The sequence below is a fragment of the Paenibacillus sp. NPDC057967 genome, from assembly GCF_042887015.1.
In the GTDB taxonomy this organism is placed as follows: Bacteria; Bacillota; Bacilli; order Paenibacillales; family Paenibacillaceae; genus Pristimantibacillus.
Genome location: NZ_JBHVQB010000001.1, coordinates 413,479 through 440,157 on the forward strand (window position 1 = coordinate 413,479; position 26,679 = coordinate 440,157).

At 45.2% G+C, this 26,679-nt stretch carries 16 protein-coding genes; 4 read left to right on the forward strand and 12 right to left on the reverse strand.

Translation table 11 applies throughout. The annotated features are described in order from the left end of the window. Window positions 1-3 precede the first annotated feature (3 nt). The 4 genes from ACFVSO_RS01760 to ACFVSO_RS01775 all read right to left on the reverse strand — a co-directional run bounded on the left by ACFVSO_RS01760 (window position 4) and on the right by ACFVSO_RS01775 (window position 7,433). Window positions 4-357 carry a BlaI/MecI/CopY family transcriptional regulator gene (locus tag ACFVSO_RS01760; RefSeq protein WP_387469453.1) on the reverse strand — a complete coding sequence of 118 codons (354 nt, stop codon included), beginning with the start codon at window positions 355-357 and terminating at the stop codon, window positions 4-6. Window positions 358-633: 276 nt separating this feature from the next. Next, window positions 634-2,943: a glycoside hydrolase family 95 protein gene (locus ACFVSO_RS01765; RefSeq protein ID WP_387469455.1), complete on the reverse strand. Its 2,310-nt coding sequence runs from the start codon at window positions 2,941-2,943 to the stop codon at window positions 634-636. 15 nt (window positions 2,944-2,958) lie between these two features. Then, entirely contained in the window at window positions 2,959-3,924 is a 966-nt protein-coding gene (locus tag ACFVSO_RS01770; RefSeq protein WP_387469457.1) for an aldose epimerase family protein, read from the reverse strand. 158 nt (window positions 3,925-4,082) lie between these two features. Then, on the reverse strand, window positions 4,083-7,433 hold the full coding sequence (locus tag ACFVSO_RS01775) for a DUF5107 domain-containing protein (RefSeq protein ID WP_387469459.1): 3,351 nt from the start codon (window positions 7,431-7,433) through the stop codon (window positions 4,083-4,085). 154 nt (window positions 7,434-7,587) lie between these two features. Here ACFVSO_RS01775 and ACFVSO_RS01780 point away from each other — a divergent pair, with 154 nt between their 5' ends. Beyond that, complete coding sequence (locus ACFVSO_RS01780; protein ID WP_387469461.1) at window positions 7,588-8,481, forward strand: AraC family transcriptional regulator; 894 nt, start codon at window positions 7,588-7,590, stop codon at window positions 8,479-8,481. A gap of 36 nt (window positions 8,482-8,517) precedes the next feature. Here the strand turns inward: ACFVSO_RS01780 and ACFVSO_RS01785 are convergent, their stop codons facing one another. The 5 genes from ACFVSO_RS01785 to ACFVSO_RS01805 all read right to left on the reverse strand — a co-directional run bounded on the left by ACFVSO_RS01785 (window position 8,518) and on the right by ACFVSO_RS01805 (window position 17,037). Then, on the reverse strand, window positions 8,518-11,070 hold the full coding sequence (locus tag ACFVSO_RS01785) for a glycoside hydrolase family 97 N-terminal domain-containing protein (protein ID WP_387469463.1): 2,553 nt from the start codon (window positions 11,068-11,070) through the stop codon (window positions 8,518-8,520). A gap of 34 nt (window positions 11,071-11,104) precedes the next feature. Continuing rightward, window positions 11,105-13,201 (reverse strand): alpha-galactosidase, encoded by a 2,097-nt coding sequence (locus tag ACFVSO_RS01790; RefSeq protein ID WP_387469465.1) that lies wholly within the window; start codon window positions 13,199-13,201, stop codon window positions 11,105-11,107. 138 nt (window positions 13,202-13,339) lie between these two features. After that, window positions 13,340-14,953, reverse strand: coding sequence for an extracellular solute-binding protein (locus ACFVSO_RS01795; RefSeq protein ID WP_387469467.1), 1,614 nt, complete (start codon window positions 14,951-14,953; stop codon window positions 13,340-13,342). Between the two features lie 147 nt (window positions 14,954-15,100). Next, window positions 15,101-16,033 (reverse strand): carbohydrate ABC transporter permease, encoded by a 933-nt coding sequence (locus ACFVSO_RS01800; RefSeq protein WP_387469469.1) that lies wholly within the window; start codon window positions 16,031-16,033, stop codon window positions 15,101-15,103. A 35-nt stretch (window positions 16,034-16,068) separates the two neighbouring features. Then, window positions 16,069-17,037 carry an ABC transporter permease gene (locus ACFVSO_RS01805; RefSeq protein ID WP_387469471.1) on the reverse strand — a complete coding sequence of 323 codons (969 nt, stop codon included), beginning with the start codon at window positions 17,035-17,037 and terminating at the stop codon, window positions 16,069-16,071. Between the two features lie 228 nt (window positions 17,038-17,265). Between ACFVSO_RS01805 and ACFVSO_RS01810 the strand changes: the two genes are divergently transcribed. The 3 genes from ACFVSO_RS01810 to ACFVSO_RS01820 all read left to right on the forward strand — a co-directional run bounded on the left by ACFVSO_RS01810 (window position 17,266) and on the right by ACFVSO_RS01820 (window position 21,171). Continuing rightward, window positions 17,266-18,849, forward strand: coding sequence for a response regulator transcription factor (locus ACFVSO_RS01810; protein ID WP_387469473.1), 1,584 nt, complete (start codon window positions 17,266-17,268; stop codon window positions 18,847-18,849). Then, window positions 18,846-20,588 (forward strand): sensor histidine kinase, encoded by a 1,743-nt coding sequence (locus tag ACFVSO_RS01815; RefSeq protein WP_387469475.1) that lies wholly within the window; start codon window positions 18,846-18,848, stop codon window positions 20,586-20,588. Before ACFVSO_RS01810 ends, ACFVSO_RS01815 begins: the two co-directional genes overlap by 4 nt. Before the next feature lie 130 nt (window positions 20,589-20,718). Then, window positions 20,719-21,171 (forward strand): HEAT repeat domain-containing protein, encoded by a 453-nt coding sequence (locus ACFVSO_RS01820; protein WP_387469477.1) that lies wholly within the window; start codon window positions 20,719-20,721, stop codon window positions 21,169-21,171. Between the two features lie 70 nt (window positions 21,172-21,241). Here the strand turns inward: ACFVSO_RS01820 and ACFVSO_RS01825 are convergent, their stop codons facing one another. The 3 genes from ACFVSO_RS01825 to ACFVSO_RS01835 form a co-directional block, all read right to left on the reverse strand. Continuing rightward, window positions 21,242-23,542, reverse strand: coding sequence for a glycoside hydrolase family 97 N-terminal domain-containing protein (locus tag ACFVSO_RS01825; RefSeq protein WP_387469479.1), 2,301 nt, complete (start codon window positions 23,540-23,542; stop codon window positions 21,242-21,244). 538 nt (window positions 23,543-24,080) lie between these two features. Continuing rightward, window positions 24,081-25,091, reverse strand: a complete 1,011-nt coding sequence (locus tag ACFVSO_RS01830; protein ID WP_387469481.1) for a hypothetical protein — start codon at window positions 25,089-25,091, stop codon at window positions 24,081-24,083. Beyond that, entirely contained in the window at window positions 25,057-26,175 is a 1,119-nt protein-coding gene (locus tag ACFVSO_RS01835) for a DNA cytosine methyltransferase (RefSeq protein WP_387469483.1), read from the reverse strand. Before ACFVSO_RS01835 ends, ACFVSO_RS01830 begins: the two co-directional genes overlap by 35 nt. Between the last annotated feature and the right edge of the window lie 504 nt (window positions 26,176-26,679).

Genomic DNA, 26,679 nt, shown 5'->3' on the forward strand with positions numbered 1-26,679 from the left:
ACCTCATTCCAAACTATCGATTAGACGTTTTAAGCGGTTTATTTCTTCCGTCGATAGTCGTTTCTGTCCCAACAATGAAGCAATCAGTCTGTCGGGGGCGCCATCATACATTTTATTTATCAGTTCCGTTGTTTCGTGTTCTTGAGCCTGCTCTCGTGTAACAACCGCATGGCAAACGAAATTAGGCTCATGCCGCTCGATCGCCCCTTTATCAAGGCATCTCTTGATGATGGTATACGTTGTTGTTTTACTCCAACCTACTTTTTCTTTTGCAATTTCTGCAATTCTCTTTGCGGGGGTATCGCCTTCTTTCCACAAGATTTCCATAATATTAAGCTCGCTATCGAATAACTTCATTACCAAACGAAAGCACCTCATTCATTTTTATTCTACTGCTGTAGAATTCCATATCCACATTCTACTGCAGTAGAATTGATTTGTCGATACGGTCCTATAATTTTCTTACACCAATCACCTCTTCCCCATGTAGCCCTTCATGATTGCCTTTGAATTTTAATATTCAAAACGAAAAAGACGCCGATTATTCGACGTCAATTCATCGTTGCGTATCGGTAATACTCGAATTATCATCTTCCTCATCCGATCGGCTGTGTCTTTTTTTCTTCTAAAACTCTAGACCATATCCAATTGGTTATTGAAGCAGTATGTACCACCCGCTTCCAAATTGACAAATATCCTATCATTCCCACAACGTACGAATATACTGCCTTTGGTATGCGAATAAATGGTCGCTTCTACCAATTGGCGATTCTCCCAAGACACATCCACTTCTATATTGCCTTTCGCTCGCAAGCCCTTGATTGATCCCCTCGACCATGCTTCGGGCAGTGCAGGCAATAAATGAATTTCTCCATTATGACTCTGCAACAGCATTTCTGCGATCGCCGCAGTCCCGCCATAGTTGCCATCAATAACAAAGATGTTCGTCTCCGCGCCTGCGATCCCAGGTTTGGAGTAAGTGAATAAATTATCAAAGCATAATTCACCGATTAAATGTCCAATATGCTTGTGCGCACGATCCCCATCATGCAATCTGGCAAAATGAAGACCAAATAGAGCGGCTGTAAACTCAATATCCTCTAGTTCATCTTGAAGCATTCTGTTCTCTAACGTAACTCTTGAGGCAGCGCTTAATTCCGGCGTCCCTTGTGGAGTGATTTGATTACTAGGGTATAATGCGAACAAATGCGACAAATGCCTGTGCTCTGGCTGTGCTTCCTCATAATCCTCCAACCACTCTTGCAGCTGACCCTTCTTGCCTATTTGTAATGGAGGCAAAATCGCTATGGCATCCGTTAACTGCTTCTGCAGCTCCACATCTCTGTCTAATAATTGTGCCGATCGCAAACAAAAGGTAAACAAATCACGAACCAGCACTTGATCCAGGGTAGATCCCATCGATAATTGCTGAGCGCCCTGACTCTTATTGCTTGGATAGAAGTGATTTTCAGGCGAAGTTGATGGCCCTGTAACCAACCAGCCGTAGGACGGATGAATCGTCATATAATCCAGGAAGAAAGCAGCTGCCTCTTTTAACACCGGATAAGCTTGCCCTTCCAAAAATGTACGATCTAGCGTATAGTCGTAATGCTCCATCAGGTGTGTAGCAATCCATAGCCCGCCAGTCACATGAAGTCCCCAGGACGTGTCCCAGCCTGGTGCTGTGAATCCCCATGCATTCGAGAATACATGCGCTACCCAACCCTCGCTGCCATAGAAATCACTTGCAGTAGAACGTCCTGCATGCGATAGATCCTCAATATAACGCATTAATGGCAAATGACATTCGCTCAAATTGGATATTTCGGTCGGATAATAATTCATTTCCGTATTCACATCCAAATGATAATCACAGCTCCACCCCATACGGCAAGCTTCACCATCATTCCATATTCCCTGTAAGTTCAACGGCAATGGAGAGTCCGCTCGCGAGCCTGCAATCGTCAAATACCTGCCATACTGAAAAAATAATGCGAACAAATCAGGATCATCGATTTGCCCCTGCTTGAACAATTGTATCCTTTCATTCGTTGGCAGAGCGGATTGTGCGGACGTACCCAAATCCAGATCAACTCGTGCATAAAGTCCACTATAGTCCAATATATGATCCTCTCTAAGCTGCGAATATCCCTTGGCAAGTGCATGTTCTACTTGACGCTTGGCATCCTCCTCCCAACCATCTTCTCTTCGGTAATCTGTATTCACTGCAAAATACACCCAGGCTTCATCGGCTCCCGATACAACCAGCTTTCCCGCTTCACTGCGAAGAGTACCGCCGGATACTGCCACCTTCATGAGACCTTCACTCCATACGCCGCATGTACCATCACTATGTACTTGCTCCGTAGCCTGGCCTCTGAATGTTATGATGTCGTTGTTCAATGTCTCGGTATGGAAGATTTCTGTACGCCCTTCGATACCCAGCGTGAAGGAAACCGAACCCGGAATATCCCCCCATAAGCGGGAAGCAACGAGATCATCCGCATGTGTAGCGAAGACTTCACGTCGGATGGTATGGCCATTCACCTTGTAGGATGTAAGTGAAATAGCCTCATCCAGATCCAGCTCGCGAATGAAGCTATCGGAATCACCAACCGTTTCGAAATGAAACTTTACATCACACAGTGGCAGGTTTGTTCCAAAATTCATTTTTTTCGGCTGCAGCACTTGTTTGGCAAGTCTATCTCCTGTCGGATAGTCTCCCGCAAAAAAATGCTTTCTCATCTCTTCCAGGTCAGCCTTCCCCTTAGACGGGGTAGCTGTTGCTTCCGATTTTCCCGACCAGTAGGTTACTTCAGTCATGCTCCATGTTTCTGAATCTGCGGCCCCAACAATGACAGCACCCATTCTTCCATTTCCGAGAGGAAGTCCCTCTGACCATTGTAAGGCGGGTTGTCTATACCATAGTTTATATTTACTCATATTGAACCCTCCTTGTTATCTATACTCTGAATCATTCATTCCCGTAATCAACTCGATTTCCAAAAACCATTCATAAGTACCGTGTGCTTCTACAACAGCAACAGACTTGCGCTCCATGGCATAGGATAAATCGTCGAGAAACCCGGTAGCCGGTTCGATCGCCACATGATACTGTCCATGATATCCGCCAGCATTCGCCCAGATGGACAGGTAAGGAACCTTATCCTTTGGGAATAGCATCGTCAATTGTTCTCCTGTAACGGGATCCAAGAGGGAGGCCTTCCCTTCGGGCAGCTCACCTTGAAAATAATACTTCTCTGCCGTGCGAGCCGTGGCCGCTTCCACTACGTTCAATCGTATCTGTTCTTGATCCCCATAGGGAATTGGCCACTTCTGGACATCTCCTCTCTGGCCCAACCGGCCATCTTGGGAATAGGAGACAACGATCGTATTCATTTCGCGGGGCACTATTATTTCCATACCTTCTTCAACTTGAAACAGCGGATGGGCTGCCCATAAGAAAGAGAAGGGGAATGGGCTGAGATTCTGAACGGAATAATCAATCCGTAATCGCTGCTCTTTCGTGAACGAATAGGTTTTCTTCAGATGATACGGCATCCTCACTCCATATACATCGCAACTGAGTATCCCTTCGTGTGCGATGACATCCCAAGGAATCGACCACACCTCTCCATGATCAGGTAATTCTACCTCCTGCCAAGGGAATTCCGGATAACGGCATACATTAATCGTTGGGAACATCTCATCCCAGCCGCTGCCGTCGCTATCTGCGAATGAACTCGCATACCCCTTGTTGCCAAGCGGGTTATCCGTTCTCGATAACCATTCTCTTCCGGTTTTCAAATTTTTCAATGAAATGACTTTGCTCCCCAGATTAGCAGCAATCGTGAGTTCTATAATCGAGTTCGTACCTGTCCATACTTCCTGATCATCCATCTGTTGTTGCTTCCACTGCAACATGGTTGCCCTCCCCTTTTTCCTCTGATAAATGTGAGAAAACCTCTATAGAGGCCATTCCCTGAGGAACGACCGTATGTAGAGGCAGCTTTGTATATTTTCGATCATCGTAAAAATTGCTCAAGAACGCGGTTCAACAACGTTCTTGAGCATGAATCCATTTATGATACGCCCTGAAGCGTAAGCTCCATATGGATAGCAGCGCCTTGATGGTTCGGCTCGAGTTCAAGTGCCAGCTTAAAGTTATTCACCGCTTCTGCTTGGTTTCCAAGACCTAAATGACCTAGCCCCATCATGTAGTAACAATGGATATGATTCCTCTTATTCAGATCCTCATCAAATACCAGGAAGTCTGGCAAAGAGACTGCAAAATAATCAATCTTTTGTTCTATGAAGATATGTTGTTCTCCATAGTCCACTAGCTTGTTGAACCGGCTGCGAGCCGCTTTCTCATGACCCAATTGACGTAAAGCAACACCTTGATAGAAAATCATGTGCGGCGGCTGGTCATTATAGTACATCGCGCTTGTCGGTTCATCCAACCCTTGGGAAGCTGCGGCAAAATACTGCATAGCTTGCTCCTCTTCTCCAAGCTGTTGATGAGAGAGACCTAAGTAATAATGGATATTATTCTCTTGGGCTCCTTCTAATTTCCCCTCATTCACATTCAGCGGGTACTGCTTCGCTGCGAGCAATTGCTCTATGGCTTCCTTCGCCTGGCCTGCTTCTAGCAGCCTCTTGGCCCGCTCTACCCGCGCTAACACGTATTGTGTCGGCACTTTACCTTCGCCGCCTTCCCACGGGTGGAAGTTGCGATTCATAATCAACGCAATCGCTTCTTCATGACGGCTCAAGGCGTTGTGCAAGGTAATATACTCCAGGTACAGATCATCACGGATGATCACTAATTCCTTGTATTGATCCAATTGGGCTAATCGCGTCTCAGATGAATAATTAAGCTTCTTATACAATTGATCCAACTCGTAAAACACTCGAGCGTCGGATGTATTCAGAGCAAATGCTTTCTCTAAGGCAGTAAGCGCTGCATCTGGATGATGCTTTTTATTGAAATAAGCCAAAGCCAGGTTACGATGTACGGTTGCAAATGAATCATTCAACGCTGCGGATTTCTCCCAGCAAGATACCGCTTCATCATGCCGCTTCTTATCAAACAACAAGTTGCCCATATAGTACGGTGCCTTTGAATCATTCCCGCGCAATGCTGTCACATGGTTCAATACGACATAATCCTGAATCGAGTTGGGGAAGCAATACGCAGGATTCGCTTCCTCCGCAAGGCTATAATAGGAATCACATGCAGCGGGATCATTACACTTCATGTTGTAGTACCCTTGATAGTAATGAACCATGGGATACACGTTGCCGCTTGTACGTTCAGCAATGCGGCCTAATACATCCAGTGCCTCTGCGTATTGCCCGGCATCAGCATAATCATGTGCAAGCGCAATATAGTTATGCGCGTCGTCTCGCATCAGATTCACTAAGGTTTGCTTCGCTTGATTAGCTTGCTCTTGATTACTGGATTGCTCATAGATATAGATCAATTCATTTCTCGAACCGAATTCCATCGGATCTAGAGAAATGGTTTCCTCAGTTAACTGCTTTGCTTCAGCCAGACGATTGAGTTTTCTCAGAATAACGCTCTTCAGATTACGAGCTTTGTAATTGCGTTGCTGCATCGTAAGAGAACGGTCAATCAGTTCAAGCGCTTCTTCATATTGATGCTTCTCACTAGCAATTTGCGCTAGCGCATAATACCCGGTTGCTTGCCATGCTGCAGACCAGACTGCCTTGTAGAATGTCGTGAACGCTTCCTCCAAGCGGCCTTGCCATTTCAAGGTTTTGCCTAAGTTGTAGAACGGCTCACTGTCATAAGGTCTTGCATTATGGCGAGTCAACGTCTCAATCGCTTTTCTAAAATACGCTTCACTCTCTTCCAGTAGTCCTCTGCGCAGCAGCAATAATCCGTATGCGTTATTCAGGCGAATATCTTCTGGATCACGTTTTAATCCTTCCAAATAATAAGCGTCAGGCTCATACGTAGCATGACGATACTGCTCCAAGTGAAGACCTGCCAAATATAAAGCCTCTGTATTCTTCAATTCCTCCGGTGCACCGATCGCTTTCGCCGGAGCTGGCGTTTGCTCGATTTTCTTCGGTTTCGGCTGATAGGAGATCAGTTCTCTGCCGCTTGCAGTTAAGACGACAAGGATTAAGTCTTCTTCCCGATCCTTCTTATCGATCTCGATTTCTGTTGAGAATGTATCCACGGGTGAAAGCTTTAGTGTCTTGTCTATATACGTTCGACGAGCGCTTTTAAGAATGACATGCGCAGCCTCGAATACCGAAGTTGCATAGACATGTACGGTCGCTTGTTGACCGGTCACTTCCAGATTCACAGCCGCATCAATAGAAGCGTTCTTCACCATGCCGACTTGTTTGTAGGGCATAAAATATTGCTTAAAGCTCTTCTCCTCATAGGGTTGAAGCCATGTGAAGTCTGGTTGGTTGTCTGTGTAGACACCGGTCATTAGCTCGATGTAAGGACCATCTTCATCTGTTAAATTACGATCCCAAGCTTGACCAAATTCTCCATGCCCCCATGTCCATTGCTTCTTGCCTGGCGAGACATGTTTATTCGCAATATGCAGCAGCCCTGCCTGGACTTTATGATCATAGCCGCCAATAAAGTTATAATCTGACTGATACGCCATATAGGATGTTGGTACGGGAATATTGGTGTATTTGGAAATATCAACGCCTTCTGAATAATCCATCTTGTAGTACGTTCCGGTTGCAATTGGAAATTTGGATACATCACGTTTCCCATGATCGAATACGGCATGCACATCGGGAGGAAATACCGATTGACTATGATCATTGGCAGCCAATGCCGGATTCGCCCACCATAAGAACGTCTGAGGCTCCGATGTGCGGTTGTACATTTGCGCATGGACCTCCAAGTAAGCTTTGCCAGGATACAGCGTGAAGCCTGTTGTTACTTTCGTACCGTACATCCGGTCAATCTCGCCTACCCATACCGTTTTACTGCCATCCTCATTTGCTTCAATGCTGCACTCAACAGGTCCATACGTATTCGGACGGTGATGCTGCGGCCAGTTAAATTCAATGCCGCCTGAGATCCATGGTCCAATCAGACCGACTAATGCAGGCTTGATCACTTGATTGTGATAGACAAAATCATAGTTATTCGTCTTATCGATCGCTCTATAGATTCGTCCGCCGATTTGAGGCATCATTTGAATTTGAACGTATTCGTTTTCCAGGTACACCATTTGATAGGGCTTCATAACCTTATCATCATAGATTTTATCAATAACCGGATGAGGATAGACACGGCCTGAACTCCCCTGGTAGACGCGTTTTTCCAGAAACATCGGATTTTTATCCGGCTCCCCTACTTCATATGTAGGAATTTCAATCATTTCTTCCCATACCTTCACTTCAGCTTGTTGTGCCAATTCGCTCATCCCTTCGTATACAAGATGTAATTTCGTTACCCTTATCCTACGAGGTTTCATCCCTCAAGACCATTCACTATCAAATGAAGATGATGGATTATATGATGATTTCAATTGCGTTTAAGAGTTGACAAGCGTTTCTGGAAAAAGCATAGTGTATAGTATGGATACTATAAAAAAACAAGACGGATTCAAGTCCCAAAAGTTGATTGTACTGCCCGATGATATTATTGCCGAATACGCGACTCACCCGCTTATCCGCCCTCTGTATATAACCGATATAGGCTGCTTTCCACAGGCACTGCATCACTATCGTGAACGCCCTGCGGGCAGTGCTGCTTATATCGTTATGTATTGTATTGCAGGTGAGGGTTGGGTTAGCCTGAGCGGTCAGAAGAAACAGATCCTGCATAAAGGCTCCGTCATGGTCATCCCTGCCAATATGCCCCATGAATACGGCTCCTCCGAAACCAATCCATGGACTATTTATTGGTTTCATATGAAAGGAGAGAATGCCGGTTCCTTCTTTGAAGGCATAGATCAATATACGATACCAACACTGGTATCCGTTGAAAAATCCGCCAAGATCATCGAGCTATTTCATCAATGTTATGATCTTCTGCAGAAAGGCTACTCCCTCAACCGCATTATTTATGTCTCGCAACTGGCATGCCATCTCGCGGCGCTCATACGATTCTCGCAGCAACAACCCCATGTGCCAGGGAAGCAGAAGAAGAAACACGATCTGGAGCTCTCGCTCCAATTCATGAGCGATCACTTGGAGCAGAATATATCCCTGCAACAATTAGCGGATCAAGCCAATTTGTCGGTTCCGCATTATACGCATGTGTTCAAAAAAACGACAGGCTACTCCCCCATCGATTACTATTTGCGACTTAAGATTCAACTCGCATGCCAGTATCTGGACCTCACCGAGCAGAGTATTAAGGAAATTAGCATTCGCCTCGGGTTTCAGGATCCCTACTACTTCTCTCGACTGTTCAAAAAAATAATGGGGAAGGCTCCCCTCGTGTATCGCAATACACGAAAGGGGTGACTTCCCCCATTCTTTTCCCGCTTATATCAAAGCCTTCTACTCATCTGCAATAATAGCAAAACCGTAAATATGAACAGCTCGGCCTTCATCATTGTATAGACGGAATGTATTGTTGCCCGCTTGCATCCAGATGCGAATTTCACGCTGATCTTTGATATCCCATACAGGGAAGCCCCAGCCGGCGGTGTTGTGCAAATTGGTTCTGTACGTGTGCGCTCCTCCGTTAAGCTCTATGCTGAGGTCTCGGCTTTCCCCTGCACAGTAGTCAAAGCGCATCAAATAATAGCCATCCTTAGGAACCATAATACGGTCAAACTTAAGCTCGCCTCCATTGCCTAGACCTGTAGCCTTCTCCACGCCTGCTGTATCCAGCACAAATTCTGCGCCACCGCTCAGGCTGCCTTTTCCAACAGGAACATACAATTCTTTTGGAGGATTGTTATCAATAATATGGAATCTTTCCAAAGCGGGCACAGCTCCTGCAATACGCTCGAAGAACAACGCGCTCTCCCCGCCAGCGAAAGGAAATACCACATCTTTGGTCATGAATATTTTATTAGAGCCGCTTTGCGGCATGGCCATGTCCACTTTGTTGATTCCGTCACTGACACGCAGTGTCCAAGGCTCTGTTGCTGCATAGAACAGTCTTATGGTATGAGGCGTGTCCGTTGTTTTCACTGAAAACACAACACTGCCATTCAGCAATACCGCTTCCTGTTCATTGTCATAAACGACAGGCTCGCTGCCTTTCAGCGTTTGTCCCGCCAGTGCCAAGTACTCTGTCCTTGCGTCACTCATGTAACCGGAACAAATTCCTGTTGGCAAGTCCGGGATTTCTTTTGTGATATAGATGCCGGCACCGCCGCCTTTCAGCAGTGGTAGCTCTAGTACATCAGCAGAAGTCACCTTGATGCGCTTCACCTTCATCAATTCGCCGCTGTAGTCATCCTCATAAAGATCAGCCTCAAACTCACCTTCAGGCAGGAAATCCATACTCAGACGCAGAATCATCGCTTCGTCTGTTATGCAGCCAATCAACCACTCTTCTTGGGACCGGCGCATAATGGCTGCATGATGACCTGGAAAACCAGACAACACCTTGATCTCATCGTAAACAGGCTTCATGCGGCGCAGAAAATCGGTCCCTTTCCATGCCTCCAAATAATAAATCGATGCTGCAATATGGGCAGCGCCTGATTCATAAACGACGGAAAGCGCCATTTGATGCCCTAGCGTCGTGTTGCGGTTTTTGTTCGAAAACCCGGTCGGCGTATAATCCATCGGACCGATTACATTGCGTGTAAAGGGAACCGTACAATTGTGTCTTGCGTCCGGCAAGCCGCTCCACATATAATGTTCAATTCCCATAATCCCTTCTGCCGTCATAAAGTTCGGCCATGTGCGTCCTTCGCCCATACATTTGGTCGCCCCATGGAAATTAATCATCAACCGATGTTCCGTCATTAAGTTTGCAATCATCTCATATTGCCACATCGTATGCTGAGAATCGTTCTGGAAGAAATCGACCTTAAGTCCGTCTACCCCGCAGCTTGCCCACAACGGAATTTTCTCTTGTGCCTTCTCAGGGGTGTCGATATACTGCATGGCGCTCCACAGCCATACGACTATCCCTTTCGAGTGGGCATAATCGCACAGCTCTTTCAGCCACGTAATATCCCAGTCCGCATCCACGGTGAGTCCTTCAAATCCGACCGCTGCCGCATAATCTACAAAGCGCTTCTGCTCTGTATATAGCTGTGCGCTATTCATATATTCCCACCAGCCCCACAAACAACGCCCCGGCTTGATCCAGCTTGTATCTTCCATGACAGAAGGCGGATTCAAGTTATAGTTGATGGTGGTATTCACCAATTCGTTTAAGTCGTCTGTCACCACAATGACGCGCCAAGGAGAGGCGAACGGAAGCTTACAGGAGAGCGGTCGCCCCATTTCTTCCGGAGCGAATTCCAAGGACATGGTCCGCTCTCCGGCTCCGCGCAAATGACAAGAGCAATAGCTGCCATCCGTGTTGTATACCTCTGCTTCTGTAATCATGACCCAGCCGCCATTGTCAGCGTGGAACAAGCTTGGCATCCCGTAATCTCTGCCTTCTTTGTCTTCCCAGCCGGTACGGTCATAGGTACCTTCATAGCTGTTGACCCAATGCTGCAGCCATAATTCATTGTAGGCCTCTGCCAAATTAAAGTTTGTTGCTTCACGCAATACTTTCATCGGTTTTTCTTCATTAGACAGTACTTGATAGCGGAAAGCAGCCCCATCATCATAAGCACGCGCGCACAGCACGAACGTATAAGCGCCACACTGGAACTCTAGCGTCAGCTCATTCGCATGATTCTCGTAAATTGCTTTTTTGCCCGCTGGTATAGAATAGCTCTCATCAACAACAGCACGAGCTTCCTTTACAAAACGAAAGCCTCCTGTGAAATCCTCCAAGTCACTTTCAAAGCCAAGCTTGCTTTGCTCGATGGCCGCTTTGCCATTGCGCTCAACCGCGTACCATAATTCCTTCTCGGCATTCTCAAACACGGTGAAACTAACAGCATGATTAGGCGAATACAGTTTCCACATAGATGCAATCTCCTGTCCATTCGTATTTTGTTTTTTATTCCGGCAACAAGCGCACCATACAGCTTGCATAATCATGATTAAGTGTAATCGTGAGTCCGTTGTTCATCAAAAACGCGCCTGAATAGCTCTGCTTCTGCTGCCCTTCTATCTCTACCAGATAACTTGTTTTCGCATCCAGCCCTCTTGGACGAATCGTAAATGCTGTGCGCCAGCGAGAGGGATGATCCAGGAATGCAAACAATACGCTTTCTTCTCCATTCTCGTACTGCACGGCCTGCAATCCGTCCACTGGCAACGAAGCCAGCCGGTGTAATTGCCCAAACTGTATAATGGAACGAACTTCTTTATAGAGCGCTACATATTTTTTCAGAAGCTCCATTTCCTCTTCTGTACTCTCATTCAAATTAAGTCCAATGCCAAGCGCACCGCACATGGAGATATGCAATCGGAACAACAGCGGCATGGCACGTTTGCCATTTTTCCCCGAATCCGTCACCCAGGCACGCATATATTTGATTGGATATAGATAGCTATACCCTTCCTGAATAGACAATCGGTCCAGAGGGTCCGTGTTATCGCTTGGCCAGAATTCGTCAAAGTATGGCATAGCGCCATAGTCCACGCGGCCGCCGCCGCTTGCACAAGCCTCCCACTCTACCTCGGGATGCAGCGCCCTTAATGATTGGATAATATGGTAAAACCCCTTCGTATGCCGGTACCAAATCGTTTTAAATTCACTGCGATCCAATACAGCAGAAGCAACCTCGCTCATCCCTCTGTTCATATCCCATTTGATATAGGAGATATCATTCTCCGTAAGCAACCGATCAATCTCCGCAATAATATAATCCTGTACATCTTGCCTGGTCAGATCCAGCATATACTGGTAACGCCCCTCCATCACCGGACGACTTGCGTAATGATACACCCAGTCTGGATGAGCGCGATACAAGTCACTGTCAGGATTCACCATCTCGGGCTCAATCCACAAACCAAATTGCATGCCGCAGCTCTTCAGCTTTTGGGTCAGCGGTGCCAGTCCGTTTGGAAACTTTGTTGTGTTTATCCGCCAATCTCCCAATCCCGCATGATCATCGCTGCGCCGTCCAAACCATCCATCATCCATAACAAAGAGCTCCACACCTATCTGTGCGGCCTTCTCTATAAGCTGAAGCTGCCCCTGCTCATTCACATCAAAATAGGTGGCTTCCCAGGAGTTATATAAAACGGAAAGAGGCTTATCTGCCAGAGGCTTTGGCATGACATATCGTCTGGAGAACTCGCCCATTGCATTCGACATTCTATCAAATCCATCCGGTGAATACCCCAGATACAGAGCCGGTGTTTCCAGAGTTTCCCCGCCTGTCAATTGCCATTCAAAGTCGGTATCGTTCATCCCCGCCAAAATATTCAAATACTCGTAGGGGGTTTGCTCCAATACGATTTTGAAATTTCCTGACCATGCCAGTGCGCCATAATAGACCTCTCCATATGTTTCCCCCGCATTTTGATGCAGAACAAAGCTCGGATTCGCTACATGACCCGTAGCGCCGCGCAGACTTTCCAACACCGTTTTTCCGCCCGTTATTTTTTGCTCGAAAGCATCAAAGTCAGAATTCCACATGCCGTTAAAGTTTTTCAGATTCCAGCCTGCTCCAGGCAACGAGCCTTCTCCCGAATGCAGACGCTCCACAGTAACGACTTCGGTTCCACAGTTTTTAACTGTGCGACGCTTTTCAATAATATCTACATCTTCATACACCTTGTAGTGCAGGGACATTTGAAGCGGATACACTGTGTCTTCCAGGGTCACGGTGAGTTCGTCATTGTCAATCGTATGCCCCACATAACGATAACGAAAATCTCTTACACCATCGGCAAACGTTACTTTGAAAGAAGTTTCCTTGAAACGCATCGTTCCAAAAGAGGAGCATTCTTCTCGCTTGACATCATTGAGGGGATGAAAGCCCTGCTCCCATACATAGGGCTCATTCTTAAAATCCTCAATCGCATCTATGCGTGCGCCCCAATAGAGATGCCGCAAGAGCCCTTCCTGATCTACACTAAAGCTATACGAGCAGTTTCTTGTGTTTAGCAAAAAAACATTGTTTTTTCCTATGATGATTGCCATCTTGTATGTCTCCTTAGAAAGCGAATTCATATTCTCAAGCGTGAAACTTTTACTCCCTGGTTAAAATACACGGGGCAGGGTACAGCTTGCCCACTCCGCCCCGTAATCATAGCGATACTTTCTTGGATTGCTACATGCTTATTTCTTTTCTGCCGCGTTGTACAAGTCCATACGAACTTTATAGTTAGCTGTATAAATATCTTCAATCTTCACTGCATTATTGGCTTCTAACTCAGCAATCATTTTTGCATACATACCGTCAATTTCACCCTGTGAGTTTGCATACACCATAGAGGAGAAGCTATTGTCGATAATATCCTTGATTTTTTGCTCACTCAATGCGTCGGGTGAGCCTCCCTTTGGACCTAGATCATCATAAAGCGCGGTATCCCAAGTGGAGCCTTCCATTGCTTTCAGCGCATGTTCATTCACATTATCTCTGTTGTAACGGAACATTAAGTCATAAGGAGTGCCGTCTTCGCCCAATCCATTCCGAACCATCCATGTCCATTTGCGCGCGCCTGTTGTTTTTGAGAATTCTTGCCAATCAGCTCTAATGGAGTCGAGCGCTTCTTGCGTCGGTACATGAACGCCGTTCTCCATATTCCAGTTCATGCCTTCCTTACCCCACATCAGCAAATACTGACCTTCTTCGCTTGCGAGGAAGTCTAGAAACTTGATCGTTTCAACCGGATTCTCATTCGCCACTGTAATACCAATGCCGTCCCAGCCCAAGGAGCTGCGAGGGCCAAAAGTTGTTTCTGCTGGATCAACGCCTGGGGCCGTTACTTTAAACCCGTAGAACAGTTGATTGGTATCCTCTCCGTGCTGAGCGCGGAATGCCGTGTTGGCATCATTGACGATACCGCCCGCCGTCGCAAACACACGTCCGCTGACCGTTTTCTGCTCATAGTTTTGAGACTTATTGATGCCCCATTCACGGTCTAGCAAGCCTTCTGAATAAAGAGTGTTGATGAACTTTATCATCTCTAAGTAACGCGGATCTCTGACTATAAACTCAAGACGGCCATCCTTCTCATAATAAGTTTTCATCCCATACATCGCCTTGAATGAACCAATGATAGTAGGCATGTGATCTGCGTTCACGGTCATCGGTATAGAAGGATTTCCGTCTACAGTTGGATATTTCGCTTTAAATTTTCTCAGCAAGTCCAAAAATTCATCTTGTGTAAAGGAATCTCCAGCCAATGCGCGCTCGCCATATCCGAACTCTTCAAGGATATCCATACGCATATTGATTGCCCAGTTTGGATCTGGATCCAAGCCGTACCAGTTGTTCAAATAATAATTTTTGCCATCCTCATACACGCTTTTGGAAAGCACGTCACCATAACGCGCCTTGATGTTCGGAGCATGCTCCTCAATCAAATCATTCAGCGGAATCAATGCTTTACCGGCAATGTATTTGTTCATGGTTGCTTCACGTCTGTCAATGACAGCAATATCAGGCAAATCTCCGCTGACTAGCATCAAATTCAGCTTCTCATCCGGATTACCGGTAGGTTGCTGAATCTCAATAAATACACCTGTGCGTTCTGTAATTTCTTTTGCAACAGGGTTAGTAAACGGATCACCCACATTTTTGTCAAACAACGTTAAGGTGATAGGCTTCTTCGTTGTACCGTTTTCTTCTCCCCCTTTGGGAACGTTCTCATTTTTGCCTCCGGTACTGCATGCGCTCATAAGCATCGTGCATGCAAGCAGCGCTGCCATGATCATTCTTTTTCTCATTCTGATACCCTCCTATGAATGAAATAGCTTCTTGGCTTCCAGCTTGCTTCCCTGCTGCATATGCAGGGGGATTTATATTTCAACCATAACCTGAACCGGATGTCAGATTCGGAATATGGGCGAAAACAAGACTTCGATTGGTAACGTTTAGCCTTTTACTGCCCCGATAAGCATTCCTTTCAGGAGGTACTTTTGCAGTAATGGATACATAAGAATAATGGGCAATGTCGCTACCATAGTCACTGTCATACGGATACTCTCGCTGGATACCGGCATCTTACGCTGTTCATTGGCAAGCTGCTGTGCCGCACTTAACATGTCATTGGTCTGGAATTGATTCAGAATTTTCACCAAAACAGCTGATAACGTTTTCAAATCAGGGTTATACGTATAAATGTAAGAATCATACCACGCATTCCAATGAACAATGGCTGAGAACAAGGTGATCGTAGCCAGTACCGGAGTACACACAGGTATAATGACTCTTAGAAAAATCTGAATGTCATTGGCACCTTCTATTTGTGCCGCCTCCTCCATTTCTTTGGGCAAGCCCTCCATGTAGGTGCGAACTAATATCATCCAAAATATACTCATTATCCCGGGGAAGATAAAAACCCAGAAGCTGTCGATCAGATTCAAGCTGCGAATGACCATGTAAGTGGGAATCAATCCGCCGCTGAAATACATCGTAAATACAAAAAACAAATTTATTCCACGCCAGCCTACCAGTTCTCTTTTACTTAGCGAGTAAGCCAGCATTGAAATGCAAGCCAGCGTAAGAGGTACTCCAATTACCGTTCGAGCGACCGTCACACCGATGGAATTCAGAATTTCTGCATCCTTCAAAACCGTTTTATAACTGCCCAGGCTGAATTCGGTTGGCCACAGCATAAATTGTCCATAAGTCGGGTCAGAAGCATCATTCAGGGACAATATGAAAATATGCCAGAACGGAAAGAAGGTAACAATGAACAATAACAATAAAAATCCGTAAATGATCATATTCCCTGTAATGGTTGCCAGCGTATAGCGCTGTGACCACTTGCTTCTAGCGACTGTGGGTGCAACTTCATTATTCATTTTTTCATTCCTCTCCCAGCCGTATGCACAAATGGTTAGAACAGATGCGTTTGGCCCATTTTTTTAGATATTTGGTTTACCGTTATCACCAGAATAAAAGCGATTACTGATTTGAACATGCTTACAGCAGCTGCATAGGAGAACATGCCATTCTGAATGCCATATCGGAACGCATAGGTGTCAATGACATCCGAATAGGATCTGTTCAGTGAATTACCTAGTAAGAAATATTGATCAAACCCGGTATTCATCAAGTTGCCGATGTTCAAAATCAACAGAATAATAATAGTAGGTCGCAGCATCGGCAGTAATATGTGCCAGATTTGCTTCAAACGATTGGCGCCGTCCACTTTCGCAGCTTCGAACAACTCCGTTGGAATGGCAGCGATGGCAGCCATATACATGATGGAATTGTAGCCCATATCCTTCCAAGCATTCGAAAGCGCTATAATAATCCAGAACATCTTGCCTTCCTGCATAAACAAAATACCTTGTTCTATAATTCCGATTTTCATCAGCAGCTGATTGACAGGTCCCTCAGCGGATAACAATGTAATCACAATACTTGCAGCAACAACCCATGAAATAAAAAATGGTAAATAGGAGGCTGTTTGGACCGTCCGTTTGAACCAGGTTATTCTTGCTTCATTCAGCATTATTGCGATTATGATAGGAAGAATAAACCCTATCGACAGTGTTAGCACACTCGATACCAGAGTATTGCGCATCACGATCCAAAAATCTTGTCCTGAGAAGAAGTATTGGAACCACTGTAATCCCACAAAGTCCGCTTTAAAAAGCGAGCCCCAGAAATCCCCTAAAGTCGGCTGATAATCTACAAATGCCATGTACAAACCAACCATAGGAGCGTAAGCGAACAATGCTGCCCATACAACTCCCGGAATGAGAAGCAAATAAAAGTATCGCTGCCGAACCATTTTTTTAATTGTAGGATGTTTAAGAAACGGAATTTTCTTGCTGCTTCTATCCATCTCAACTTCCATTCTCCCGCCTCCTTATCTCCAATTTAACTTTATGAATTCATCATATAGAATCTTGTTTTGTATCGCTATATCACGATTTTCCGATTTCTATCGCAAACAAACGACCTTTCACTATATCATGTGTTTTGGTCCGACTTACAACGCATTCATGGATTCCGGATCAATTGACATTACCTACATTCGAACTTATACTCTGTTCTATCATCTAACGATATGCAAGGAGGATCTATGTACAATATCATTTTAGTCGATGACGAACGGCTCACTTTAGACACTCTTGCAAATTATATAGATTGGGAACAAATGTCCTGCCGTGTCGTTGCCACTGCCAGCAACGGACGAGATGCATGGAGCAAAATAGAAGCCATGCAACCGGATATTCTCATTACCGACGTGAAAATGCCTGTCATGGACGGCATTGAGCTCTGCAAACAAGTTCATACTCGCTTCCCTAACATTCAAATCGTTTTTCTAAGCGGATACAATGAATTTGATTATGCTTGTGCCGCGCTGCAGCATGGTGCCTGCGGGTATTTGCTGAAGCCCGTTGACCACGAAGAACTGACTGCCACGATGAGGATGGTTCGTCAGCGTTGTGAAGAACAGAAGAATCGATTCAATTCCACCTTATTGACGTCGGGAGAATACCTGCGTGAGCTTCTTCAAATCGGGGGTAATCTGCTCTCCGGCTTGGCAGACGAAGTTACTACTGTATACAACCACCATTTGCATCTCCCTGCGGAAAACAAAACATTTTATTTTGTATTTATCAGTATCGACGAATATAGCCTGCTCGCAGAGAATCCGCTTGTATTCGATGCGCCTTCCGGTGATTTCTCCACTGTGGAAAGATTAGAATTTTTCATCGCGGGATTGCCCAGCTACTCTCCCGGTGTATTGACCAAATTGCGCGATGGCCAATGGCTTTTCGTTACCAAGGAATCAGACCGTACCGTGTTTACGCATTGGAGAGATCAGTCAGCGAATGCGCAGCGTTGGATATCCCTGTTCCTGACAGACCACCCGCAATCCTTGCTCTCCTTTACCAATCAATGGCCCAAGATGCTGCAAACGCGCAATCAACTGGTTGCTATTCACGGCACAGGACTGATCCATGACAACTGGGAGAACATGCAAGCCATATTGCGCAAGGAACCCTTTCCCAAAACAGAGCACTTGATTGCCGCCGTGCAACAAAATCGCAGAGACCAGGTTGAAGAATGGCTCCATGACTATTACGATGGCGGTCTGCCACCCGGCAATATCAGTCAAGTTTTTGTAGACAGCGTTTCCGTTTTTAATGCGGTGCTGTCTGCGGTTGCGGCTAACAACCGTCCTTTGCAACAGTTGTTTGAAAACGATTCCAAATTCTTCGAGCGCCTTTCCCTGATGGAAAGCATGCAATCGATGAAGACACACATGCGGCAATTACTGAGCATTATGATGGACGAGCTGGAAGCATCCCCCGTCGATCGCCATATCGAGATTGTCAACGAAGTATGCAATATCATACAACAAAATTATGGAGGGGTGATTTCGATTGATGTGCTTGCTGAGCTCATCTACCTGTCACCCAACTATCTCCGAACGATATTCAAGGATGTTACGGGGAAAACCTTACTCGAATATGTAACTCAGGTCCGCATGGACCATGCTTGTCTCATGCTGCAGGAAACTAATATTAGAATCCATGAGATTGCCAAGCAAGTCGGCTATGAGAGCCCCTCGTATTTCGGCTCTGTCTTTTTCAAACGCACGGGGCTCACCCCTAACCAATACCGTACACACGCGAAAAAGAGACCACGATCATGAAGACATTGAAAAGGCTGTTCAACAATTCGTCTTTGTTACAGAAGCTGCTGGTCATATTTCTTACCGTCACGATCATTCCTCTTATCTTTATTACGGTGTTCTTCTATGATCGCACGGAGCAACGGCTGCTCGAATTGACTTATGAGAATATGTCTAGCAGCAACCAGCAAATCAGCAGTAATGTCAACGCTCACTTGAATAATCTTCGCCAGATTTCATCTCTAATCTATACAGATGAAAACTTACAAGCCTATCTTACGCAAAATTACACAAGAGACTATTCTTTTGTCGAAGCCTACCGGTATATCGATGGACTCTTATACAGCTTGCTTACTGCGAACAACAACATTGCCAGCATCAACCTTTATGTAGACAACAAGTCGCTTCCGGAGGATGGTCTGTTTCTCAAACATATCTCTCTTGAAAATTTACCGCTTGAGTACTTAACTCAATTACAACAAACCTACGGCAACAATATATTCAGTAATGTGATTCAGGACAAAAACGGGAACAACGTGATCTATCTTGGACGTATTCTCAACTTTAACGCACAAAGCCATTTTTACGGCATGGTGACGATCGGTCTTAATGAAGAGTTACTCTACAAGTTAATCGAAAAAGAAGAGCAGAACAAAAGCGTCTATTTGCTCAATGAAAAAAATCAAATCATTTCAGCATCTGATAAATCGCTTCTAAACCTGTCATTCAGCGAGGCCATCGGCCCCGAGTTGTCCATCAATCAAGAAGTCGTCACCATAGACGGACATCCCCATTTGCTGGTGTATAACACCATGCCTCATGGTTGGAAGACCGTTTCTCTCACACCCATTGACGAAATCATGAGTTCATCTCGTCAAACAGCTATGCAAATTGTTGTCATTGCGCTCTTTAGTATTGTCTTATCCATCTTAATGATCATTGTCATTGCCAAATACCTGTCGCTCCGCCTGCGGAAATTAAACCGTCAAGCGGCACAAGTAGAGAAAGGGAATTTCACCGTCTTGCTTACGGATTCCAGCAAGGATGAGATTGGTCAGTTAAACGCGGCTTTCAACAAGATGAGCACACGTCTCAAGGATATGATTGATAAGCTGTATATCAAGGAAATTGCCAAGCGCGATGCGGAGCTTTATGCCTTGCAAAGCCAGATCAATCCCCATTTTCTGTATAATACGCTGTCGGGTATTTCCTCTCTGGCCATCCAAAACGATGATATGGAAGTAAGCAAAATGTTAAACCATCTCGCAAGATTCTATCAGACATCACTAAATATGGGGCATCAATATATTACGCTGGAGAAAGAAATCGCCCTTACCAAGCACTATCTTGCCATCCAGCATATGCGCTTTGAGGATAGCTTTATTGAACGTTGGGAAGTAGACGAGAGCTTGTGTAAGCATGAAACGTTAAAATTGTTATTGCAGCCTTTTGTCGAAAATGTCATTAATCATGCCATCTATGATGATCAACAATGTCTGGAAATCAACATCCGTATTTACAAATCCACGCACGCTGGTGTTCCAGCGCTCTTACTTGAAGTAGAAGATGACGGCTGCGGAATGTCTGCTGAACAAGTGGACACACTGTTATCCACAGAATCGAAAGCCGGATATGGAATCAAAAACGTACATGAACGTGTGCAGCTTGCATACGGACCAAACTACGGTGTAACCATTCATAGCCAAGCTGGATTGGGCACAAAAATTACCATCATGCTGCCTTTGCAGCAACATGATTAAGTAAATCCTGATTTACAGGCTGCTCAATCGGCTTCATAGGAGTAGGATAGTCAGGTTCGTGCTATAATGGTGATCATACCAATTACATTCATCATTCTGCCGAGATGGCGATGATTAAGGAGATTGAACTTTGACTAACAACCATGATATTGGAGCAGTTAGCGAACTGCCAGAAAACTTCGAGGAGCTCAAACGAGCGGCCAATCGGACGGGAAGCTGGAGAGATAGACTGAATGCGGTGAACGAATTGGGGAATTGGGATACAGCCCCTACCATTAAGCTGCTGCAGCATGTTTTGACAGGTGATCAAGTGTTCCAGGTGCGCGAAGCCGCATACCGCAAGTTGAAGCAGCTGGGTGAAGATGTGCAAATGCCTGCCAAGAATAAGGGCGAGCTGTTTAAAGGCCTGAACAAAGTTTTGCTGCGGATTAAGAAAAGCCTACCTGTTGGTCACACCTTCGAGCAATTTAAGGAAAAACTGCAAAAGACACGTCTGGATATTTATGATACTTACGAGGGCGACAAAGGTACTGAGTTCGACTCCTGGCTTCGTGCAATTTGGGAGGCGCCAGCTAGAAGATAATCGCCACATGCCGAGCGCACGACAAAAAATGATTCCTGTTTCGTACAGGAATCATTTTTTTGTCGGTTGCCTACGGTATTAGAATTCCGATGTTATCGATATCAGGCGCATAACTGGAATAAGAGAACTTAATCGTATTGGTGCCCGCGTTCAAATTCATGGAAGTAATATAGCTTCGAACAACATTCCAGCTTCCTGAATCCAGCCTTAATTTAAGCAATGTGTTAGCACCGCCATTGAGACTGTAGTTAATCCATCTCTCGTCGGCCGCTAGAAAATTCAATTTAACTTGATAAGCACCCGCTGTTGGCACGGTTACATTGAATTCCACAGTGCCTGAATTATTGCCCAGATTGCCCACTTTATTGCCGTTCGAGCAGTTGACGCAGCTTACAACAGAAGCAGCACCGGCAAGAGCAGCGCTTTCCGCTTCATAGTAAGTATAAGGATCATCTGGCATACTAGGCACGGTATTCTTTGAAATCAGTACCGCGGCTCCTCCAGTTGCTAGAAGAGGAATCGTCAGCGTTGAAGAGGCTGTCACTGTACTTATTTCTTTACTTATGGATTCTCCTGTCGCTCCGTCCTTATATACATAAGCCGTGTAGTCTCCCGGTTCAAGGTTCAGGCTTGAAAGGGGAATCGTGATTGTCCTCGCGCCAACGGTCATCGCCCCGATATACCAATCCGAGCCACTTTTCCTTGCCATAACAGCGTGGCTCCCCGGGAAACCGTCAAGGAGCTTGGTCTCATCCCATGAGGCAGGCACAACACGCAGAAGCTCCGTACCTTTCCAGTTGGCGTATATATCTATGGAGTCGGCATAGTTTTGAATCTTGGATTCATACACAACAGCCATCGCCAATTGGTGGCCTTGTGTTGTATTTTTGTTCGTGTTGCTAAGAGCAACAGGGGTGTAGTCCATGGAACCAAGCACGTTTCTTGTGAACGGAAGCGTAGTATTGTGAACAGCGGTTGGAGCCGGCGGCCAATACAATTTATAGCGTTCGGAGCCAAGCACGCCTTCCGAGCTTATGACATTAGGCCAAGTACGTTCTTCTCCGCCCGGTTTTGTGGAGTTATGAAAATTCACCATAAGCTTAAGCTCGGCAGCATAATCGGCTACCGACTCCAGGAAGCTCATCCCGACCTGCGACTCATTGGCCGTCATGTCCACTTTTACTCCTTTAATGCCCCAGCTCGCCCATTTACGCAGATTCATCCTGCTTGCGCCATATGGGGTATGGACATACGGACTTGCCCATATGAATATGCCCACATCCTTTGTCTCGGCGTATTGGACTAGATCCTCGATCGTACCGTCGGTCCACTTCACCCATCCGGCGTCAACGGTGACATATTCCCATCCCATTGAAGCTGCGAAATCCACATACTCCTTTTGGCGCTCGAAGGAATAAGGCACTTCGCGATAGCCCTCAGGAACATTCGGGTCGCCGTAATAGTCCTCGCTCCACCAGGACCATGCTGAGATACCCGGTTTGATCCAGCTGGTGTCCGGGATTTTCGACTCTGGATTCAGGTTTTGCACCAAAGTTGAATTGACCAGATCATTCAGATTGTCCGTGACGATCACTGCCCGGTAAGGACTCTGGAATGGCAGCGCAACCTGCATCTGGTTTCCATACATAGCTTGGTCGGCTCCGCAGGAAAACCTCATGTTCTGCCCTGGGCTCCCGGTAAGAACCGAAGGGCAATAAGTTCCATCAGCGTTATATACATTCGCTTCGGTAAATAAAGCCCAATAAGAGTTGCTGTTAATCGATGCCAAGAAAGGCATTGAAATCGTACTGGTATCTAACGTTGTGGGAGCGTAATACTGCCAAGTCCCCTCGTAAGTATTGACTGGCGGGTGACCCCATCCGCCTGTTCCGTTAGGGAAATTGTATTCGGTATATTCCTTCTCGATGAAGGCCTCTCCCATCCCCGGAATAGCGTATCTGAAGCCGAATCCATCATCATATACCGTCATGTATAAGATAAGCTGAGCCGAGCCTTTCGCAACGGTGTATTCCCTTTGTACCGCGTTATCTTGGTTTACACTTTTTTTGCCGCCCGGTATAGAATAAGTATTGTTCCACGAGGTTGTGCTGGTGGATACGAATGACATTCCCGAGTAGAAATCCGTATCGGTGGTCTTTAAGCCCAAGCGTGATTTATCAACGATTGCCGCCCCATTTTTTGTAACGCTGTAGTACAATTGTCCGCCTTCCAGGTACATCGTCGCCGTGAGTGTGCCATCAGGCGAGGATGTGGAGTACTCCGTTCCGGTATCAATTGCAAAAGCTGAAGGAACAAACGTAAAAATCATAGTCAATACCAATATGAGACTTACTGCTTTCTTAAATGACATTCTTTTTCCTCCTTTATTAATCGCTCAAAGCTAAAGAAGTACAAAAAGCAATCGAACCCCTGCAAGCTTGCTGCTAAGAAAGACCAACATTTTCGGAAGCTTGGCTGATCATCTACGAATGCCCTATAGAGTTAAAGCATCGGTCCGTAGGAAAGTAATTTGTTAGCTTGTTTTGCAAGGGTTAGTTGGGCAAGCGCTTTCATTTTACCTCCTCCTTTTCAACCTAAGACCGATCCCCTGACTCTATTATCGGTGGAACAAAGAGAGAGATTCCATAATAATTTCCTCTGAATCCTATCGGAAACGAACAATCTTACATGGGCGTATGTTGGCATCATGATCTTAGGTGCGTATGCAAACGAGAAGCCTTCCTGAATGGCGAGCCGGTCGCTCAATGTTAGTGGGTGTCCACTTTCCTTGACGGAGGTCTAGTTTTACAAGGTATTTTCATCGTTTTAGTTGTATTTGGGCATTACAAAAACCTCATGCATTAGTAACATGAGGTTCCAATTTAAAGCCTAATTTCTTGAAAGTGAGATCAGTTATTTAAGAACAAACTTTCAGAAGGCTTCCAATCTCGTGCCAGTTCATCAGCCTTCTCTAACCATCTTGTAATACGTCTTTCAGGAGATACGCTCTCTCCCCAATACTCAACAAACAAGGCATCATCCATCGTTAGTGAAGCTTCGACCATTTCAGTTTCAATAAGCTTTAAAGCCCTCATTATGTAGATGCCGCCATTATCGTCATTCTTTGGATTAGCAACACTACCCGCAGAGAATAGGTCTCTAGCTTGATGACACAGCACACCATGGTATGTTAGTAAATACAATACAAGATCATCGTATTTATCACGTGCTCGTCCAGACTTCACAATTTTGGGACATAGCAGTGCTGCCTCAGCACGAAGCTTAGTTTTCTCAGGAGTGGTCAAATTAGTGTATAGTCTTGCTTGAATAGGTACAGTGTGCTCGTCAGTTTCCTTCTCCTCAATCCACCAAAGTCTTCCATCTGGATGAATTTTCCTTGCATAAGCTCTTATATACTTCATTTTTTCATGCATAGGAAGCTTCCGAAAGTCATCATAGAGAATTCCCATTTCTTCAAATAGTGATTTCTTGACTGCAGTTTTTTCACTAGGCAATTCAACCTCAAAGCGAGGAACATGAGAGGTGCGGACGTGAATGACACTTTGCTCGTACTCTCCCCAACGAACTTCTGGCGTACCACCCATTTTCCCAAAAACCAAATAAATATGCTTGACACTTTCAACTCGCTGAGTTTCAAGTACACTATTGGCGACACTGCGCCAAGTGTCATTAGTTGTAAACTTTACTTCAACACCAAACTCTCCCATCGCAATATCAGGGAATGCCTGCGGATGGGGATCAAGATCAATCAGGAAAGATTCCGCAATTGTCATATCACGCAAAACCTCTCGGACACGATTTTCAAACTGTGGAGACGTTTTAAAGCCCGTAGTCTGGGCTTCAATAGTCAGTTGTGTACAACATCTATCCAACAACGCTTCGAACTCTGCTTTTTTCAATATTATTCCCTCTAATCACAACTTCTACAGATTTGGCAATATGCCAAGCTAACACAGGGGGAACGGCATTGCCGATTTGCCTTTCGGTTTCTCGAAGCCCTGCGGAGAAACGAAAACTATCTGGGAACGATTGAATCCGTGCTGCTTCACGCATTGACATTCGCCTTGGCAAGGAATAGTGAAACTGTATATTCCCATGGCACTCCGCTCTGATAGTATATCCCGGTCTATCGGCAATAAGGCGTCGATTACCTTGCTCTCCACTGACCTTAGCTTTGCTCCAAATATGTGAAAAATCCTTATTTTCCTCAAGTAGCTCAAGATCACTAAGAGCTTCTTTGGCAGTGATATGCTGAGTGCAGGTAGGCTCAGGTGGAGTAAACTCTGATAATTCCCGCCTCGTTCCAATAATAAATACGCGTTCTCTTGTTTGCGGAACACCATAATCAACGGCATGATATAACTTATAACTAACATTGTAACCCAGCGATCCAAAATCCTCCAGTATTTTCTTTAAAGAATATTCATTTTGTTTTAACAACAATCCACCGACGTTTTCAGCAATAAAGACCTTGGGTTGGATCCTCTCAACTGCCTCGACAATTGCTGTATACAGACTACTCCGTTCTCCATTAATACCCTTCATTTTCCCATTTATAGAAATATCCTGACAAGGAAATCCTCCGATTACAACATCCGCATAGGAAGGCAATTCATCCAACTTCTCATTAATGTCTCCAAGAACAATATGCTCTCCGATGTTCCTCTTATACGTCTCGCAAGCGGCAGGGTTAATCTCGTTCGCCCAGATAATATCAAAACCTGTCTTATCATAGTGCTTGCCCAAGAAGTCGAATCCCCCAATAATCCCTAAATCCATACCACCACAACCTGAGAATAAAGAGACAACAGTAATTGGCTTCATCGTTGTACGTTTTTTTACTGGATACTCTTCATCACTATCAACAACCCAATTACGACCTATTTTTTGCGCGGTTTTCAACACGCCTTTTTCAGCCATCCGACGGAGGGTGTCTCCACTTTTGTTATGTTTCTTGGCATACTCTACGAGTGATACTAACACTACGATTCCTCCTTAGTACTAGATTCTCAAATTATACACGATATCGTGTACAAACTCAACATAAAAAGGAACGTACATTCTCTTTTTTCCAAATTCATCGTTTGTTAAATCCCTACAACAACTCGGTTTCATATCACTTCAAAAAAGTTGGTGTCTAAAGCGTTCTACTTAAATAGAATAGAAGCCTAATCTGTATAGGATCAGGCTTCTGGAAAGGAGAAGCTAGGAGTCAACTCTCTGCCACTGAGCAATACTATCACATCTTAGTACTTACGAATCTTCAATATTAGACACTCCACATGTGTTACAAAATAACAATAAATGAAGTGTCCCCGTACAAGGTTTTATGAACTGAGGTCTAGGCGTTCCCAATTATTTGTAAACACGGCATGTTGACACTACACATTCAAAATGACTCCAATCATTAAACGATAATATATATCTACTTATTCAGCCTCCGCAGCTGCTACCTTCGCATCGACAGTCTCCAGGTTTTGTGGCAAC

What these genes read in the sequence shown, in the direction of transcription:
- ACFVSO_RS01760 (WP_387469453.1), bottom strand. Translation starts at nt 357, where the DNA reads ATGAAGTTATTCGATAGCGAGCTTAATATTATGGAAATCTTGTGGAAA.
- ACFVSO_RS01765 (WP_387469455.1), bottom strand. Translation starts at nt 2,943, where the DNA reads ATGAGTAAATATAAACTATGGTATAGACAACCCGCCTTACAATGGTCA.
- ACFVSO_RS01770 (WP_387469457.1), bottom strand. Translation starts at nt 3,924, where the DNA reads ATGTTGCAGTGGAAGCAACAACAGATGGATGATCAGGAAGTATGGACA.
- ACFVSO_RS01775 (WP_387469459.1), bottom strand. Translation starts at nt 7,433, where the DNA reads ATGAGCGAATTGGCACAACAAGCTGAAGTGAAGGTATGGGAAGAAATG.
- ACFVSO_RS01780 (WP_387469461.1), top strand. Translation starts at nt 7,588, where the DNA reads ATGGATACTATAAAAAAACAAGACGGATTCAAGTCCCAAAAGTTGATT.
- ACFVSO_RS01785 (WP_387469463.1), bottom strand. Translation starts at nt 11,070, where the DNA reads ATGTGGAAACTGTATTCGCCTAATCATGCTGTTAGTTTCACCGTGTTT.
- ACFVSO_RS01790 (WP_387469465.1), bottom strand. Translation starts at nt 13,201, where the DNA reads ATGGCAATCATCATAGGAAAAAACAATGTTTTTTTGCTAAACACAAGA.
- ACFVSO_RS01795 (WP_387469467.1), bottom strand. Translation starts at nt 14,953, where the DNA reads ATGAGAAAAAGAATGATCATGGCAGCGCTGCTTGCATGCACGATGCTT.
- ACFVSO_RS01800 (WP_387469469.1), bottom strand. Translation starts at nt 16,033, where the DNA reads ATGAATAATGAAGTTGCACCCACAGTCGCTAGAAGCAAGTGGTCACAG.
- ACFVSO_RS01805 (WP_387469471.1), bottom strand. Translation starts at nt 17,037, where the DNA reads ATGGAAGTTGAGATGGATAGAAGCAGCAAGAAAATTCCGTTTCTTAAA.
- ACFVSO_RS01810 (WP_387469473.1), top strand. Translation starts at nt 17,266, where the DNA reads ATGTACAATATCATTTTAGTCGATGACGAACGGCTCACTTTAGACACT.
- ACFVSO_RS01815 (WP_387469475.1), top strand. Translation starts at nt 18,846, where the DNA reads ATGAAGACATTGAAAAGGCTGTTCAACAATTCGTCTTTGTTACAGAAG.
- ACFVSO_RS01825 (WP_387469479.1), bottom strand. Translation starts at nt 23,542, where the DNA reads ATGTCATTTAAGAAAGCAGTAAGTCTCATATTGGTATTGACTATGATT.